The following is a 17,204-nucleotide window of genomic DNA, read 5'->3' as shown; positions in this document are numbered from 1 at the left end:
CTCCAGTCAGGGTTAACGGGATGAGGAATCGAGCAGTCCGGCGGCGAGCGCCAATTGCCACAGGCCACGCTCGGTGGCTTGTTCGGCGAGGGTCACGCGGTCGAAACCGCAGGCGTCGAGCGCACGGCTGTAGCGGGCGCAGAGTTGCGCGTTGCCAATGAGGATGATCGAGGGAAGATCGGGATTGTTACGGCGACGGCGTTGCGCGTCAGCCAGTGCCGCCAGTTCATGGCCGATCATCAGCCCGGAAAGGTAATCCGCTTGCGCCGTCGGGGCCAGTTCGCCGGTCAGGCCCAGGGTGCGCGCACTGAACAGCGTGGAAAGCACACCCAGTTCGCCGTCCGCCGACAGCGCCACCTGCACGCCACGGTCAAACGCCAGACCATCGAACGTCGCCCCCTGTTGCTGGGTACGCCCGAGAATGCTGTGCTCACTGAGCACAGCGAACACTTCGCCGGTCATGAAGGTATCGAAATGCGTGATGCAGCCATCGACCACTTCCACCCACTTGGAATGGCTGCCCGGCAGGCCGATCAACAGATCACCGCCCGCCTCGGCCGGCAGGTTCTGCAACACGCCGAGGACCTGGGTTTCTTCACCGCGCATCACGTTCGGCAGACGCGAACGCTGGATCACGCCCGGCACGATATGCACCCGCGTGCCACGCAGACTGACCAGTGTCTGTAGGGAATTTCCGAGATTGGCAACATTCGCCGGTGTTTCGCAGTAAGCCGCTTCGCGCCAGCCTTGGGCGCTGCCGACCATGCCGCAGGCGATTACCGGGAGCTCCGGCTGCGCCTCGAGCCAGTCGCCACACGCGTCTTCGAAGGCCAGTTCAAAACCGTCGGCGCATTCACGACCGTTGATGACTCGCGGCGTCTTGGGCAACTGCATGATCCCGGACGACAGCGCACGCTGCTCCAGCACCACACCGCCCGCCGCGAGTTTGTAAGCACGTAATGAGGTCGTCCCCCAATCGAGCGCGATCAATTGCGCCTGCATCGCTTCACCTGTTTTGTTTTTGGCAGTGAGTGCGACGGACTATAGACCTCTCAGACTTAAAATCTCAATATGTAATTTTACATCCCATATTGTGGGACTGTATCGGCCCATTTTGTCCAGCGCTGAACGACATCCAGATTGTTGTTGATCAGGATCCTCACTGTTTCGTACTCGCTGAATCCCACCTCATGTGTACGGCCCTTGTCGTCAGTTACTCCGGGCTCCCGGCGTCCGTCAGCGCGAATAATGGTGTACGCCGCGAAGGGCGCCGGGTTTTCCTCTGAACCTGAAACAACCTTCAGTTTCGTGTTGTTCGGCGCAAACGAGGCCAGCATGCCGGCATAGGGCACGTCACTACAGAGTCCAAGGCTGTCGATCTGGTCATATCCCAGCGCCAGGTCATAACGCCAGCGCACGATGCACACTGAGGCAAAAGGCAGCAACGACTTTGGTTGGTCGGGCTGTTTGAGCGAAATACGCGCAGGTGCCACGCGCGGATGTTCTATTGCGGCAATGAACCGCAATGTGGGCATGTACATGACTTTCGAGTAATACGCCACGAACGGGAACGCGGTTATGACCACCTTGCACGGAATGTATTCCTGCGGTTTGAGGATCTGCACCAACTCAACCGGTCGGATGTGGTTACGTCCGTCATTGACGGCGTGATTCTCGACACTGATGTTCGCGAACATCTCATAGCGACGATCGCCCTCGATCAAGCGCATGCCGCTGACGATTCCCGAGGCTTCCAGGACGATTTTATGTTCGATGGAAAAATCCGGATCGCCATTCAACGAACAATGGATCCAAGTACCAATCTGCCCTCGTCGCCCATGATCCTCATACAGGTCAATGAGGTTTCGGTCTGAGGTGAAACGCAGGTCGTAAGAGGAAGATATCTCGTGATTGATCGAGACAAATTCAAGCCTCGCAGGGGGCACATCCAAGTGCATGCAGGAGGAACACAACGCAAACAAACAAATCAAAAGCAACCTTGCCATTACCACTCCAAAAGCCAACTGCTGGGCGCGTCATCGAAAACTGTCGTAGTCCGACAAGGCAGAAAAAACATCTGCAACGGGGATGAACAGTGATTTGGTGTAATACGCTTCATAACCCGTTGCCGTAACCACCACTTTGCACGGAATCATTTGTTTATCTTTCAACAAGCCTTTTATGGCGTCACGACTCAAGTAATGTGAGGTCCTTTTCTTTTCACCAACGTCCTTGAAAGCAATGCTCGCGGTGTATCCGAATCCGGCTGTATGCAAACGCTGCTTATTTTCCCTGACCAAACCCATTGCTGCTTTCGATATCGTATGTTCAATGGAAAAGTCAGTGTCATCACCCAGGGCGCAAATGAATACCTGGTCAAAGCTGTTCGCTTTCTTTTCCCGCCAGAAAATCTCCAGCAGTTCCACATCCGAATTGAAATTGACCTCAAAAAAAACGCTTTTCGAGCGCGGTGTGATCGATTCATAGCCCAAAGTCGCGGGCGTGATGTCATGAGACTTTGCGCAGGCAGCGCAAAATAAAGAAACAGCGATCAGCAGTACCCATCTCATGCACCTTCCCTCAAATAACCAGCAATTGAATTCGCCGACAAATCCAATGCCGACTGCCCGCACTCCAGGCGGGACTCATACAATCTCAACGCCGAGTAATGGTTGAATTTGACGATCCCCATGACATCGGGGCCCGGTTCAATATCCCACTTGCCCCCTACCCAAGCGACAACGTCAGTTCGATCCATCTCGTCAGGCTCGGCTCGAACGTTGATCCAGGTCTGCGCCTTGGGGGTTGGCTCCGACCAGTAAATATCGGAAATCAACGCCACCATCACACCTTCTCCCACAGGATCCAGAGTGACTAGCATTTTCACGATATAACCTTTATCGGTCAGAATCTGCGACAAATGTGCGCCGTTCCACCCGCCCAGACTATGACCAACGATGTAGACATGCGCAGACTTGTGAGGCAGCTTCGAGAATACAAACTCCTCCAGATCGGCATCCCCTTTTACATCGTTGTATCCCATGTAATAGGGTTGGAATTTTCCGCCATAGCTCGTACCCAAACGACTCTGCAAAGCTTCCATGGCCCGCAACGTGTAGTTGCTCGGCCCGTCTCCGTAGTAACTTTCCGAATCGCCAGCACCGCCAATGAAAAAGGCTACAACCTCTCTGGCAAGCGTCACGGGTTTGACCGTCTTATCCTCTTTTGTCGTCAACTCATGACTGGCGACCAGTCTCCCGATGCATCCTTGAACGGCTCCGGATTGAGCACCCATCGGTATTACTCCACGTACAGTTTGATAGTTTCTTTGAGGTGCGAACTGACGGTGTGGGTATGCCCCCCGGCATCAGTGACGCCTCGTTCCAGCGATCCATCCGCCCGCTCGATGACGTAGGCAATATAGGAGAGTGGTTCACCGCTGTTTTCATCAACAATCTGCATTCGATCATTGAAATGCACAGGCATCGGCAACAACCCGCTAAACGCCGCCCCACCGCCGCTCTGCCCAATAATCACCGTCCCCGAGCCACCGACCACGACATTGCCGTGGCCTCCGGTGCTATCGAGCGTGGCCGCGTTCAGGCCGTTGATGAATACCGTGCCGGAAACGGCGCCGGTGATCGGGCTACCACATGCCGATTTATCGGTCATTCGCGCAGCGGCGAGGCCGTCGAAGAAAACGTCGGAGGAGCCGGAAACAATCGGGTTGGAGCCATGGCCTGGCAGTGGGCAGGCGGTCGGGTCGGTGACGCGTGCAGCGGGTTTACCACTCAATTCAAAGCTCCTTGCTTCAGGGGTTCCGGGGACGGTTGGTGGAGATCGACGTCGGTCGCGGCGAAGCGCCAGCGGTTGTCGACGGGGTCGAACAGGGCGTGGCAATGCTCACGGCTGTCGGGGGATGCGGCGGTTTGCAAGTGTCGCCAGGCTTCGTCGGTGTGCCAGGCCAGTTCGGCCGGCGAGGCGTCGTCGAGTTCGTTGAGCCAGGCGTTGTAGTGCCGCAGGTGATTGCGCTCGTAGGTCGATTGCAGCAGATCGGCCATTTGCACGCCGAGGTCCAGATGATGCTCGGCAGTCCACTGGCCGATCTCGGAATAGACGTACCAGCCCATCGGCACCAGCGCGTCGTCCTTGAGCAACGAGTCGCCGGCCGGGGCGACGAAACCGCAGCAGATGTGCAACGTCAGCCAGCCCTGATGCGCGTCGATAAACGCATGCGGCTCAAACTGGCGCAACGGGATCACTCGGTAGTCATCAAGGTCGGCACTGCGTGCCATGAGTTCGGCATCGAGCCGCGACACAAACGCGCGAATGGCTTTGCCACCCGTGCGGTTGACGATGCACAGAATGTCTACCGGTTGACGCTGAGGGTTGTCAGAGCAGCCTGAGTTTTTCACCAGGCCATACAGACGCATTGACGCCCGCAGTCCGCTCATCGCCGGTCACTCATTGACGCAGCGAAGGCTCCACGGGCGTGGAGAAATTGTGCCAGAGGCATTGCAGATGTCGTCCGTGAGCGCGCAAAAATGGCGCGTAGAATGCCGGACTAGAGCGGTGACGGCAATCGATTCAACATTGGATTGCCATCATTTACCTCAGCCCTCGGCAAACTCGCGCAACACCTTGCCATCCATGCGATAGCGCACCCACTCTTCCTGCGGTTGCGCCCCCAGGGATTTGTAGAATTCGATGGCCGGGGTGTTCCAGTCCAGCACGCTCCATTCGAAGCGCCCGCAATCATTGTCGCAGGCGATTTTCGCCAGATGCCGAAGCAGGGTTTTGCCGGCACCGCCGCCGCGTTGTTCGGGGGTGATGTAGAGGTCTTCGAGGTACAGGCAGTTGCTGCCGAGCCACGTCGAATAGCTGAAGAAGAACACCGCAAAACCGATCGGCACAGCGTCGCGCAGGCAGATCAGGCCGTGCGCCGTGGCGCCTTCGCTGAACAGGCTGCGTTCGATGTCGGTGACGCTGGCGATGACTTCGTGGCGGGCCTTTTCGAAATCTGCCAGTTCGGTGATGAAGGCGAGGATTTGCGGAGCGTCGCTGGGGGTCGCCGGGCGGATTTCGATCGTCATGGACGGGCCTTGTCGGAAAAGGGAAAGCGCCATACTAAGGCCGGACGCGGCGCTCGTCACATGCCAATACACAACCTGTCTAGTACAGTGGCGAGGGGATTTATCCCCGATGGGGCGCGAAGCGGCCCTGACCAAGGGACTGCTGCGCAGTCCATTGGAGATAAATCGCCTCGCCACAGAAGCGCAACTCAACTTGAAAGGACACTTATGTCTGCCAGCGTTTTTGCCCCTCTGATCACCCTCGCCAGCGAACTGCTGCCCCACGCCCTCGAACCCTCCGACGACGGCGCCCACGACCTCGCTCACCTGCAACGGGTCTGGCACAACGTGCGCACCTTGCAGGCCGAGGAAGGTGGTGACGTTGAAGTGCTGCTCGCCGCGGTGTTGCTGCACGACTGCGTGGCTGTCGAGAAGAACTCGCCGCTGCGCTCGCAGGCTTCGCGTCTCGCCGCCGAGAAAGCCGCAAAGGTGCTGGCTGAACTGGATTGGCCCAAAAGCAAAATCGCCGCCGTCGTCCACGCCATCGAAGCCCACAGTTTCTCCGCCGACATCACCCCGCTCACCCTTGAGGCGAAGCTCGTCCAGGACGCTGACCGGCTCGATTCATTAGGCATGCTTGGCGTCGCCCGTACCTTCTACATCGCCGGGCGCATGGGCAGTGCGCTGTACGACCCGCTCGACCCCGAAGCCAAAGCACGCGACTACGACGACAAACGTTTTTGTCTCGATCATTTCCAGACCAAACTGCTGCACCTCGCCAAGGGTTTCCAGACCAGAGCCGGTCAGCGGCTGGCACAGATCCGTCATCAGCGTCTGCAGGGTTTCATGGAGCAGCTCAAGGAAGAAATCGGCATCGTCTGAGGCGGTTACTCCGGTGCGCAGTGATCCTGACTTCAGCAAGCTCGGACCTAACCCGCGCACCTGCCGTGATAGATAGAGGAGGCTCAATTCTCCCGGTCAAGGAACCGCGTCATGCCTCAAGCGACACCCCAGGTCTCGGGCCGACTGTTCGGCCTGTTCTGCCTCGCCAGTTATCTGTTGTCGCTGTCTTACGGCTCGACGTTTCTGCTGTCGTTGCTGATCGGCTCGCGCGGTGGCAACGAGCACGATGCCGGCAGCGTGATCAGTGCAGCGATGCTCAGTACATTCGTCGCGGTGCTGGTGTCCGGGCACTTGTCCGATCTGCTCGGAGCGGCGCGTTCGATTGCCTTGTTCGGCCTGTTGCTGGTAGCGGCGAGTCTGGGTTTTGCGCTGACGCCGGGGTTCGGTGATCTGCTGCTGTTTTTCGGTTTGCTGCTGGGGTTGGGCTGGGGTGTTTTCTATACGCTGGGGCCGATCATCGTCGCCAGTCTGGTGAGTCCAGCGCAGCGGGCGAAATACTTTGCCTTGCTGTCCGGCAGCATGATGACCGGCATCGGCAGCGGCCCGTTGCTCGGGCGAGCAGCCAGTGCGTTGGGGCTGCCGCTGACTTCGGCGTTTTATCTGGCCGCGCTGGCGAGCCTGATCGGCGTGCTGTTGTTCTGGCAACTCGGCGCAAAGCTGAAAAGCGCGCAGACCACAACGGCTGCAAAAATCACCTGGCAAGCGACCATTCAAGTGCTCGGATCGCGCGCCCTGTTTCCGATCATCATGGTCGGTTTGGGCGGCTGCGTGTTCGGCGGGCTGTCGAGCTTCCAGACCAGCTACGCCGCCGCCCACTCACTGGATTACTCGTTGTTCTTTGTTGGCTTCATGAGCGCGGCGATCGGCAGCCGAATGTTGATCGCAGGCTTTGTGGTCAAACGTGATCCGCTGTGGGCCTCGTGCCTGCTGTCGGGGCTGATGCCGGGTTCGATCATGCTGTTCGCATTCGGCGTGCACAGCGGCTTCAGCTACCTGCTGGCGGCGGTGCTGCTGGGTGTCGGTTATGGCCTGACGTATTCGGTGATCAATGGCCTCGCCGCCAACGAGGCACCCCACGGCACCACGTCCCAGGCCCTGCTGCTGTTCAGTCTGTCGTACTTCATTGGGGTGTTCGGTTTCCCGTTATTGGCCGGGAAAATCATCGTCGACCAAGGCATGTCGACGCTGTTGCTCACCGTGCTTGGCGTGGCGCTGACGAACTGGCTGATCACGGTTGGCCGTTTGCTCTGGCGGCGCCCCCCTTTCAACTCTGTACGGGCAAGCTAGACCGTTCGTCGTTCATCAGGCACCAATACAGTTCAAGGGCAGACCAACGACAGGTAAGGATTCCAATCACTGGAGATGCCCTATGATCCCGTCAAGGTTGACTGCCCTCGTTTTCACCGTCCTGCTCTGCCCCGCGGCCTTCGCCGCCACCGCAGCAGGCACCGGCCCGACCGATCCGGTCGAACGGCCCAAAGCCCCCGCCATTCAAAGTGCCCCCGGTATGAACACCGACGGTTCGGGTGTCGAGAACGCCCTGCCACCGGCTACCGGCACCGACCCACGTACCCAGGGCAACGACCCGGGACGTCAGGGCGGCACCTCCGGCAACCCTGTTCCACCTGACAATTCAGGTGCCGGCATGGGCTCGAAAACCACCACCGGTGGTTCGGGCTCCGAAGGCACCGGTCAGTAGTTCGCCGACGCGAGCGTCCTATTCACATCCATGAAGAGGTAACCATGAACGTCGATAAAAACCTGGAAAAAGAAGTCCTCACCCGCCTGCTGCACGCCCATCCGAGCGGACTGGGCAAAGAGGTGCTGGACAACTATCGCGGTGAGAAAGTCGTGGCCAGCGCCCTCGCCGCCCTGCAGGATCGCGGGCTGATTCACCATGGTCTTGTGACCTGCAACGAGGCCGGCGAACACTCGTTGAACCTGCCGATCAAGCTTAGCGCCGCCGGTGTAGAAGCGGCGCGCAAACTGGATCTGCAGTAACGTTCCGGCCGTTCGCTGCCTGCGCGGTGAACGGCCATATCTGCCAGCAGAAATTCCATGCAGCATAGAATCTCCCACAGGCGATTTGCGTCGTTCACACACCCCATGTGGGAGCGAGCCTGCTCGCGAAAGCGCTGGATCAATCGCCGCAGGACTCGCGGATAAACACATCCACTTCGCCAGCCCCTGGCGCAGTCGCCGGCCCCCAGCGCGTCACTGCCAAAGCCGCCGCCGCATTCGCCCTTCGCGCCGCCTCAGGCGCCGTCAATCCCTGCGCCAATCCGGCGACGAACACCCCGGCATGCGCGTCACCCGCGCCGTTGCTGTCCAGTGCTTTCACCGCAAACCCCGGTACATGTTGACGCTCGCCACGCTGATGGATCCAGCAACCCTGCGGCCCGTCGCGCACCACCATCAGCACGTCGTCGGGCAGGTGTTCGGCAAGGCGATCCAGGGCATCACTGATGTCCGCAGCGCCGGTAAAGCGCAGCGCCTCGACACTGTTGCTGGTCCACACATCAATGCGCGGCAACAACGCCTGCATCAGCGGCGAATCCGGCGATTCCACCAACGGCCCCGGATCGAACACCACATGGATTGTCGCCGGCAGCGCCAGCGTCCAGTCCAGCAGCGGCTGCGCCTTGCCCTCATGCAGCAAGCTGTAACCGCTGAGATAAACATAATCGCCCGCCTCGGCCGCGACGCTGTTCAAGTCCTCTTGCGTGACCTCGCCTTCGGCGCCGATATAGGAAATGAAACTGCGCTCGGCCGATGCATCGGTCAGCGCCACGCACAGGCCAGTGTCGCGCTGCGCCGGCTGTTCGATGCCGATGTGAATGCCTTCAGCGTTCATCGCCTGGCGCGCCAGATCGCCGAAGCGCCCGCTGCCGTGGCGACCGAGATAGACCACTGGCAAGCCATTGCGCACGGCAGCGGCCATGACGTTGAAACCGCCGCCGGCCTCGAAAGCGGCCGATTGCGCGAGCACATCACCGCCGACTTGCGGCAGCTGATCCACGGCCATGACCAGGTCGATGATGACCTGGCCGGTGTGCAACATCTTAGGCATGAGCATTCTCGACTTGCGCAGCGCGACGGTCCTTTGCACCGCCGAGGACCCAGTAAATGCCACCGGCAACCACGAAGGTCACGATCCAGCCCAGACCGTTGTGGCCCAGCCACGAGTCGGACAAAAAGCCCTTGAACCAGACGTTCTCGGCGGTGGTGCCGATGGTGGTGAAACTGAAGCCAAGTACGATGGCAATCGCCCACGCACCGAATGCGCGCCACTCGATGCCGCCGTGATACCAGTAGGCGCTGCTCGGGCTGACGTCGAGCAGGTCTTTGGGGCTGTAGTAGTGGCGGTGAATCAGGTCGACCACAAAGATCCCGACCCACGCAGTGATCGGCACCGCCAGCAGGGATATGAAGGTGATGAACGGGCCGTAGAAGCTGTCGGCGATGAGCATGAAGTAGATCGAACCGGCGAAGATCGCGACGATATCCACCACCACCGCGTAAACGCGTTTGACCTTCAGGCCGAGGGTCAGCGTGGTCAGGCCAGCGGAGTACACCGAGAGGTTGTTCGACAGCAGCAGCCCGCCGAATGCGGTGATCAGGTAGGGCACCGCCATCCACGTCGGCAGCATGTCGCGGATCGCCACGATCGGGTCAGTCGCCGACGCCAGGTCATTGTTGCCCACCGACAGCAGGCCGCCGAGGGTGATCAGCAGCACCAGCGGAATCCCCGCACCGAACGCGGCGGACGCCACCAGGCGCACGGCTTTGACGCTGCGGTGCTGATAGCGCGACATGTCGGCACCGGCGTTGGCCCAGCCGATCCCGGTGCCGGCGGCCATGGTGCCGATGCCGATGATCATGGCGCTCATCGGCGCTGGCGTGGCGTTGAACACCGCGCTCCAGTCGATGGTGGCGCAGAGGAAGCCGCCGACCAGAAGATTCAGCGCGCCGAACACGTACGTCGCCCACTTCTGGATCACCAGCAAAGTTGCGTGGCCGAGGCCGGAAACCGACAGGGTCAGCAGGACGAAAATCGCAATGAAGATCAGCGTCAGCACCGGCGCACTCTTCGCCTCAACCGGTGAGCCGAACAGGATCGAGCACAGCGACAGCAACACGAACGCTGCCGTGGTGGTGTTGACGGTTTCCCAGCCCAGACGCGACATCAGCGAGACCAGCGTCGGGCCGATATTGCCACGTACGCCGAAGATCGCGCGCGACAACGTCAGGCTCGGCGCACGGCCACGACGGCCGGCAATCGAGATGATCCCCACCACCGCGAATGAACCGGCAGCACCGATGATCGCGACGATGATTGCCTGCCAGATCGCCAGCCCGCGAAACGCGACCAGCGTTGCGCCCAGCGGCAGACCGAGAATGGAAATATTGGCGGCGAACCAGACCCAGAACAGTTGCAGCGGATGACCGTTGCACTCGGCTTCCGGCACCGGTTCGATACCCCGGGTTTCCAGTTGCCCGGCGCTTTGCCCGGCGTTTGATGAACTCATGAACAGTGCTCCTGTTTGCCTTTATTGTGGTTGTGGCAATGACGCAAAACGACAAGACATCCCGGCCGTCCTGGGCCTGTCTGTGCGATCCATTGCGGGTGAATATTCAAGATGTGCAGTGCGGCCTTCGCGAGCAGGCTCGCTCCCACACCTGTGGGAGCGGGCTTGCTCGCGAAGGCGTCAGCCCGATCAACGCAGGGCCAACAGCCCCTGCACCAACGGCTCAAGCTCCAGATGATTGACCGCCTTGACCGTGGCGATCATCGGCGCCGGCCAGCTCTCAAGGCCCAGGCAGGCCCCCAGCATGGCGCCGAGAATCGCCGCGATGGTGTCGGTGTCACCGCCCAGGCTTGCCGCCATGCACAGCGCATCGAACGCGCTCATCTCGCCCACCGCCACTTGCTGTGCCAAGGCGAACGAGACCACCACCGATTCCTGCGACGCCACCGACGTGCCGATTACGTCGTACAGCAAGTCCGCCAACAGCGCCTTGTCGCTGTCGACGCTGATGCTGCGCGCCCAACTGATGCGCGAAGCGATGCGCCCACCGGCGACCCAGTGCCCGTGCGCTTCTGCCTGTTGCGCAATCTGCTGGCCGAGGTTCAGCGCCTCGCCCAGATCCATGCCGTTGATCCCGGCCGAGACCACTGCCGCGACAGCCGCCGCGCTGGAAATCCCCAGCGTGGTGTTGTGGGTGACCTGACAGGCCTGCACCACAGCCGCGATGAAACGCTGTGGATCGGCCACATCCGCCGCGATGCCCACCGGGGTGATGCGCATCGCCGCGCCGTTGGTGGTGCCGTAACGCCCGGCCTCCTCCGGCGAGTGGCCGGCGAGGATCATTTCAATGGCGCGTTTGGTCGATGGGCCAAGCAGGTCCTGCGAACCCTTGGCCTGCATCTCGGCCTCCCACTCGATCAGCCGTTGGGCGAGCACTGCCGGCTCGATCCGACCTTTGCCTTCAAGCAGCAACTGGCCGACCAGGATCGCCTGTTCGGTGTCGTCAGTGATCGAGCCTTTGGGCATGTTGGCGGCGATCGGTTGCAGGGGACCGGCGTCCTGCAGATCGGTGATGCGGCCGAAGCGGGTCTTGATCGTTTCGCGGTTCAGCGATTGCGTCGGCATGCCCAGCGCATCACCGAGGGCCAGGCCATAGAACGCACCGAGGGCACGGTTGAGCGCGGTCATTTCGATTCTCCAAATTGCAGGTGCAGGCGAAAATGCACCGGGTCGAGCAGGCTTTCGACCTGCTCCATGAACCGGTTCTGCCGGTCGTAAGTGGTGCGCAGGGCCTTGAGGAACACCGTGCCTTGCGGGCGTCCGAGCAGTTCGGCATCTTCGGCATTCAGCGGCTCGGCGCCGATCCACTGATCGCCGCGCTCGCCGATGTAGCCGTAGGCGGCCAGGGTGATGGTCAGCGAGTTGTCGATCAGACCGACGCGCGGCAGGCTCTCCAGGCCGCCGCTGGCCGGCATCAACGAGCGTTCGAGAGAGACCAGCGTGCCGTCGTTGGAGCGCCGGCGGCGGTCGAGGGTGATGAATCGCTCGGTACCCAAGCGCGAGAGCAGGTCGGGCCGGGTCACGGCTTCCAGACGCAGCACTTCAGTGTTGATCAACGCCCCGCTGTCGGCCAGCGCCTGCGCCCAGCCGCTGCGCTGGTCGAGCACCACGCCGTCGAACGTGACAATCGAGCCGACACCGCTTTGCGTGGCGATGTAGTTGCGCCGCTTCAGTTCGGCCAGCGCTTCGCGCAACGTGCCACGGCTGACGTTGAATTCCTGAGCCAACTGATGCTCGCCGGGCAACAGAAAGCCGTCCTCCATGAGGCCGCTTTCGATGCGCCGGACGAGTTCGTCGACCACCCGTTGTTTCTTGTCAAATCGTACCTGTCTAATCATGTACAAAGTGATAACCGAAACGGACGCGGTCGAGCAAGGAATATTTGGGGAAGGTGACCAGAGGCGGGAGACTGCGCGATCTCCTGTGGGAGCGGGCTTGCTCGCGAATGCGGTGTGTCAGTCGGCGAAGATGTTGTCTGACACAGCGCTTTCGCGAGCAAGCCCGCTCCCACAGGGGGAATAGTGTTTACCGTTGTTTGAGACGGTCGATGACCACGGCCAACAGCAGAATCGAACCGCGAATCACATACTGGTAAAACGTGTCGATGTTCTTCAGGTTCATCGCATTCTCGATAATCGCCAGTATCAGCACCCCGGCAATCACGTGCCGGATCATGCCGATCCCGCCACTTAGCGACACCCCGCCCAGCACACACGCCGAGATCACGGTCAGCTCGAAACCCTGGCCGATCATCGGCTGCCCGGAGGTCATGCGCGATGCCAGGATCACCCCGGCCAGCGCACCGATCACGCCGTGCACGGCGAAGATGATGATCTTGGTGCGGTCAACGTTCACGCCGGCAAGCAACGCCGCTTCCTGGTTGCCGCCGATGGCCATGGTGTTGCGTCCGTAGGTGGTGAAGTTCAGCAACCAGCCAAAAAACAGGAAGCAGACGATGGTGATGAGGATCGGCACCGGCACGCCGAACAATTGGCCGTTGCCAAAGACGAAGAACGATTCCTGCGACACGCCTACCGCTTTGCCGTTGGCAAAGATGTAGGCCAGACCACGGACAATCTGCATCGTCGCCAGCGTGGTGATCAGCGCATTGACCCGCAGCTTGGCAATCACGATGCCGTTGATCAGCCCGACAATCAGGCCCATCACCAGCGCCGCGCTGACGCCGAGGAATACGCTGTTGGTGTCGCGCATTACCACCGCCGCGACCACCCCGGCGCAGGCGATCACCGAGCCCACCGACAAGTCGAAATGCCCCGACGCCAGGCAGTACAACATGGTGCACGCGGCGATGCCGGTGGTGGAAATCGCCAGGCCCAGCCCGCGCATGTTCAGTGGCGAAAGGAAGTTGTCGATCAGCAGAGTGCAGGCGAGGAAGATGCCGATGGCCGCCAGCAGCATCACCCAGTCGTCGAGGAAGCGCCGCAGGTCCAGCGGTTTGCGGGGAGTCGGCAGCGCCTTGTTTTGGATGGTCATCATGTTCACCTCTCAGTTCGCCACGCCGTCAGCGCGATGGCGCGGCAAAGCCAGTTGCAGCAGGTTGGATTCATTGGCCTGGTCGCGGCTGACTTCGCCGCGCAACGCGCCTTCACAGAGCACCAGAATGCGATCGGAAATGCCCATCACTTCCATGAGGTCGCTGGACACCACAATCACCGAAATACCGTCGGCGGCCAGGTTATGGATGATCTGGTAGATCTCGGCCTTGGCGCCGATGTCGATGCCGCGCGTGGGTTCGTCGAGCAGCAGGACTTTCATCGGCATCGACAGCCAGCGGCCAAGAATGGCTTTCTGCTGATTGCCGCCGGACAGGAATTTGATCTGCTGGCCGGCATGCGGTGTTTTGACTTTCAGCGCCTTGATCTGTTTGTCGGCGTTGCCCTTCTCCCACAGCCCGCGCAGCAGACAGCCGAGGCTGGCATTGGCACCGCGAGCACTGATGTTGATGTTCTCGGCGACGCTGGCCAGCGGGATGATCCCCTCTTTTTTGCGGTCCTCGGGGCACAGCAGGATCCCGGCGGCGATTGCATCACGCGGTGACCGCAACTTCAGTTCATGGCCGCGCAATTGGAGGCGTCCAGCCGTGTTGCGCTCAAGCCCGCTGAGCAGCCGGAACAGTTCGGTGCGCCCCGCTCCGACCAGGCCGAACAAGCCGAGAATCTCGCCCTTGTGCGCCTCGAAACTCACCGGCTCGCGCAGCCCCGGGCCGAGCAGACCGTCGACCTTCAGCGCCACCGCGCCACGCGGGCGGCTGCGGTAATCGTAGATGTCCTGAATGTCGCGCCCGACCATGCAGGTGACCAGTTGATCGTGGGTCAGCAGGCCCATGTCGTCGAAGGTGCGCACATAACGGCCGTCCTTGAACACCGTCACCGCGTCGCAGATGCGAAACACCTCTTCCATGCGATGCGAGACGTAGAGCACCACTTTGCCCTCGTCGCGCAAACGGCTGATGATCGCCATCAAGCGATCGATCTCGCGGGCCGAGAGGCTGCTGGTCGGTTCGTCGAAAGCGATCACATGCGCGCCACGGGACAACGCCTTGGCAATTTCCACCAGTTGCCGCTGGCCGAGCGACAGGCGCCCGACCTTGGTCTGCGGGTCGATTTCATCGGCCAGGCCCTTGAGGCAGGCCAGGGCGTTCTGGCGCAGGGCGCCACGATTGATCAGGCCGAAACTGGCCGGCAGATGGCCGAGAAACAGGTTCTCGGCCACGGTCATTTCCGGCACCAGATGCAGCTCCTGGTGAATCACCGCGACGCCGCTGCCGATGCTGTCGGCCGTCGACTTGAAGGCCATCGTCTGCTCGCCGATCTGCAACTCGCCGCTGCTGGGGATGTAGGCCCCGCCGAGGATTTTCAGCAGGGTCGATTTGCCGGCGCCGTTCTCGCCCATCAAGGCGTGGACCTGCCCCGGATGGGCGACGAAGCTGATGGCGTCCAGCGCCTTCACCCCGGGAAAGGTCTTGCCGATCCCGTTGAAGCGCAGGCTGCCGCCGGCGCTGCTTGCATGTGTCTGTACTTGCGCGTGCATCTGAGTCACCTCTTCACACCGATCGAGCAGCCATCAATTCCACAGGCCGATTTTTTCCAGCTCTTGCTTGAAGTTCTCGCGGGTGATCAGGGTGACGTCGTCCATTGCCGTGTATTTCGGCGGCTCTTTGCCGGTGGTGACCCACTCGTACATCATCTCGGCAGTCTTGTAGCCTTCGATATGCGGACTCGGCAGCATCGAACCAAAGAAGCCGCTGTTGGGCTTTTTCAGTTCGCCGATAGCGTCGGTGCCGTTGATGCCGATCCCGATCACGTTGGCCGCAGCGAACCCGGCAGCTTCGGTGGCGCGCACCCCGCCGAGCACAGTGTTGTCGTTCATACCGCCGATGATCAGGTTCTTCGCCGCACTCGGCAGCTTGACCAGCGCCGAGTTGGTGGCGTCCATGCTACCCGGCACATCAAGGGTCTTGAGCGCCGCGAACAGGATATGATCCTTCGGCAGGCCGGCGTCTTCGAGGGATTTTACCGAGCCGTCGGTGCGCTTCTTGCCAGTGTCGAGTTCGTTGTAGGTGTTGACCACCGCGTAGGTGTCTTTCCAGTCCCAGTTGCGTTTCTTCGCTTCGGCAACCATCGCGTTACCCTGCTTCTGGCCGACCTCGAACGCGGCCATGCCGAGGTATGGCACGTCTTCCATGAACTTGCCGTTGGCGTCGACAAAACGGTCGTCCACGGCAATCACTTTGAGGTCATTGAGCTTGGCCTTGGCCATGATCGCCGGGCCGAGCGACACATCCGGCGGGCAGATCACAAAGCCCTTGGCACCGTTGGCGGCGAGGCTGTCGATGGCCGAGAGGGTTTTCTCCCCGTCCGGCACGGCGATCTTGATCAGCTCGAAGCCTTTATCCTTGGCAGCCTTTTCCGCGAAAGCCCATTCGGTCTGGAACCACGGCTCTTCAGCCTGTTTGACCAGGAAACCGATTTTCACGGTGTCGGCAGCCAGCAGCGAACTGCTCAGGCTGAACGCGGTGACCGCCAGCGCGGCACTGCACAGGGTACGAATCCCGAAACGACGTTTCATAAGCTGACTCCTTGTTATTTTTCTTGAGCGTTATTTGAAAAGCGTGGTGTGGCGTTATCGCGTTTCCCTGCAAAGCATTTCGAAAATAGTCATATCGTATGATGATTGGATTTCAAGCGGATTTATCCGCCACTCACCCGATCAGGTCAGTCGTGGTACATCACCGAGCGCCCACCATCGATGGTGATACACGAGGCGTTGATGAACGGTGCTTCGTCACTGGCCAGAAACACCGCCGTCATCGCCACTTCGATGGGCTGGCCGATGCGTTTTGGTGGGTGCAGGTCAAATGCGCGCTGACGCTCGGCGTGGGGGTCGGCAAAGCCGTTCCAGTAATCGACGTTCAGTTGCGTCTCGATGTAGCCCGGAGCGATGGCGTTGACCCGAATGCCCTTCGGCGCGTACTCGATGCCCAGCGCCCGGGTCAGCCCGAGCAGGCCGTGCTTGGCCACCGGATACGGGAAGCAGCCAGGAATGATGTGGGTGGAATGGGTGGAGGCGATGTTGATGATACTGCCGACGCCTTGCTCGATCATCTGCGGCAGCACGGCTTTGCAGCCGTACCAGGCGCCATCCAGGTCGATCGCGAAGCAGCGATGCCAGTCTTCTTCAGTCATTTGCAACGGGTCGCGGAACACGTTGACCCCGGCGCAGTTGACCAGCACGTCGATGCGGCCGTACAGCTCGATCGCCAGTTTGGCCATCGCGTGCAAGTCCTGTTGGCGCGACACGTCGGCCTTGATCGCCTGCACCTCGGCACCCTGCTCGCGCCAGTGGGCGGCGACTTTCTCGACTTTCTCCGCCTGAATATCGCTGATCACCAATTTGGCCTGCTGCGAGGCGAAGGTGGCGACAATCGCTTCGCCGATACCCTGGGCCGCGCCGGTCAGTAGCACCACTTTGTTTTTCAGACGCTCGCCCTTCGGCGGTGCGGGCACTGGCGGCAAGGAAAGAGGTTCAGCCATGGATCAGGACTCCTGTTCGTAAGCACAAAAAAACCGGGCATCTGACGATGTCCGGTCTGAAAGACTGTGAAAACAAAACAGGCAGG

The 17,204-nt window shown here is 60.7% G+C and carries 19 protein-coding genes; 4 read left to right on the top strand and 15 right to left on the bottom strand.

Features of this window, described 5'->3' with window-relative positions:
• Positions 1-12: 12 nt before the first annotated feature.
• From U862_RS0125810 to U862_RS0125780, 7 genes are all read right to left on the bottom strand, one after another.
• A complete protein-coding gene (locus tag U862_RS0125810) occupies positions 13-1,002 on the bottom strand; it encodes a 2-dehydro-3-deoxygalactonokinase (RefSeq protein ID WP_025113045.1) in 990 nt (329 codons plus the stop codon).
• A 77-nt stretch (positions 1,003-1,079) separates the two neighbouring features.
• Complete coding sequence (locus U862_RS0125805) at positions 1,080-2,006, bottom strand: hypothetical protein (RefSeq protein WP_025113044.1); 927 nt, start codon at positions 2,004-2,006, stop codon at positions 1,080-1,082.
• A 30-nt stretch (positions 2,007-2,036) separates the two neighbouring features.
• Positions 2,037-2,570: a hypothetical protein gene (locus U862_RS0125800; protein ID WP_025113043.1), complete on the bottom strand. Its 534-nt coding sequence runs from the start codon at positions 2,568-2,570 to the stop codon at positions 2,037-2,039.
• Positions 2,567-3,295, bottom strand: a complete 729-nt coding sequence (locus U862_RS0125795; RefSeq protein ID WP_025113042.1) for an alpha/beta fold hydrolase — start codon at positions 3,293-3,295, stop codon at positions 2,567-2,569. Before U862_RS0125795 ends, U862_RS0125800 begins: the two co-directional genes overlap by 4 nt.
• Positions 3,296-3,300: 5 nt before the next feature.
• A complete protein-coding gene (locus U862_RS0125790) occupies positions 3,301-3,795 on the bottom strand; it encodes a PAAR domain-containing protein (protein WP_025113041.1) in 495 nt (164 codons plus the stop codon).
• Complete coding sequence (locus U862_RS0125785; RefSeq protein WP_025113040.1) at positions 3,792-4,454, bottom strand: hypothetical protein; 663 nt, start codon at positions 4,452-4,454, stop codon at positions 3,792-3,794. Before U862_RS0125785 ends, U862_RS0125790 begins: the two co-directional genes overlap by 4 nt.
• Positions 4,455-4,613: 159 nt before the next feature.
• Positions 4,614-5,093: a GNAT family N-acetyltransferase gene (locus U862_RS0125780; RefSeq protein ID WP_025113039.1), complete on the bottom strand. Its 480-nt coding sequence runs from the start codon at positions 5,091-5,093 to the stop codon at positions 4,614-4,616.
• Between the two features lie 207 nt (positions 5,094-5,300).
• On the opposite strand from U862_RS0125780, the gene U862_RS0125775 reads away from it, so the two are divergent.
• From U862_RS0125775 to U862_RS0125760, 4 genes are all read left to right on the top strand, one after another.
• Entirely contained in the window at positions 5,301-5,954 is a 654-nt protein-coding gene (locus tag U862_RS0125775; protein ID WP_025113038.1) for an HD domain-containing protein, read from the top strand.
• 111 nt (positions 5,955-6,065) lie between these two features.
• Complete coding sequence (locus tag U862_RS0125770; RefSeq protein WP_025113037.1) at positions 6,066-7,262, top strand: MFS transporter; 1,197 nt, start codon at positions 6,066-6,068, stop codon at positions 7,260-7,262.
• Between the two features lie 82 nt (positions 7,263-7,344).
• Positions 7,345-7,674, top strand: a complete 330-nt coding sequence (locus tag U862_RS0125765; protein ID WP_025113036.1) for a hypothetical protein — start codon at positions 7,345-7,347, stop codon at positions 7,672-7,674.
• Positions 7,675-7,718: 44 nt separating this feature from the next.
• Positions 7,719-7,976, top strand: coding sequence for a hypothetical protein (locus U862_RS0125760; protein ID WP_025113035.1), 258 nt, complete (start codon positions 7,719-7,721; stop codon positions 7,974-7,976).
• Between the two features lie 139 nt (positions 7,977-8,115).
• Here the strand turns inward: U862_RS0125760 and U862_RS0125755 are convergent, their stop codons facing one another.
• The 8 genes from U862_RS0125755 to U862_RS0125720 form a co-directional block, all read right to left on the bottom strand.
• Positions 8,116-9,045 carry a PfkB family carbohydrate kinase gene (locus U862_RS0125755; RefSeq protein WP_025113034.1) on the bottom strand — a complete coding sequence of 310 codons (930 nt, stop codon included), beginning with the start codon at positions 9,043-9,045 and terminating at the stop codon, positions 8,116-8,118.
• Entirely contained in the window at positions 9,038-10,504 is a 1,467-nt protein-coding gene (locus tag U862_RS0125750; protein WP_025113033.1) for a cytosine permease, read from the bottom strand. The genes U862_RS0125755 and U862_RS0125750 overlap by 8 nt, the downstream gene beginning before the upstream one ends.
• 189 nt (positions 10,505-10,693) lie before the next feature.
• The gene (locus tag U862_RS0125745) at positions 10,694-11,692 is read right to left on the bottom strand and encodes an ADP-ribosylglycohydrolase family protein (RefSeq protein WP_025113032.1); all 999 of its coding nucleotides are present in this window, start codon (positions 11,690-11,692) and stop codon (positions 10,694-10,696) included.
• Positions 11,689-12,402, bottom strand: a complete 714-nt coding sequence (locus U862_RS0125740; RefSeq protein ID WP_025113031.1) for a GntR family transcriptional regulator — start codon at positions 12,400-12,402, stop codon at positions 11,689-11,691. The genes U862_RS0125745 and U862_RS0125740 overlap by 4 nt, the downstream gene beginning before the upstream one ends.
• 187 nt (positions 12,403-12,589) lie before the next feature.
• Entirely contained in the window at positions 12,590-13,558 is a 969-nt protein-coding gene (araH, locus tag U862_RS0125735; protein WP_025113030.1) for an L-arabinose ABC transporter permease AraH, read from the bottom strand.
• Positions 13,559-13,570: 12 nt separating this feature from the next.
• Positions 13,571-15,115, bottom strand: a complete 1,545-nt coding sequence (gene araG, locus U862_RS0125730; RefSeq protein ID WP_025113029.1) for an L-arabinose ABC transporter ATP-binding protein AraG — start codon at positions 15,113-15,115, stop codon at positions 13,571-13,573.
• 33 nt (positions 15,116-15,148) lie between these two features.
• Positions 15,149-16,153 carry a substrate-binding domain-containing protein gene (locus U862_RS0125725; RefSeq protein WP_025113028.1) on the bottom strand — a complete coding sequence of 335 codons (1,005 nt, stop codon included), beginning with the start codon at positions 16,151-16,153 and terminating at the stop codon, positions 15,149-15,151.
• A gap of 146 nt (positions 16,154-16,299) precedes the next feature.
• Positions 16,300-17,118 (bottom strand): SDR family oxidoreductase, encoded by an 819-nt coding sequence (locus tag U862_RS0125720; RefSeq protein WP_025113027.1) that lies wholly within the window; start codon positions 17,116-17,118, stop codon positions 16,300-16,302.
• Between the last annotated feature and the right edge of the window lie 86 nt (positions 17,119-17,204).

The organism is Pseudomonas sp. H1h (assembly GCF_000633255.1).
Taxonomy (GTDB): domain Bacteria; phylum Pseudomonadota; class Gammaproteobacteria; order Pseudomonadales; family Pseudomonadaceae; genus Aquipseudomonas.
Note: the sequence above shows the minus strand (reverse complement) of the source record. Positions and strands in the feature narration are given on the sequence as shown.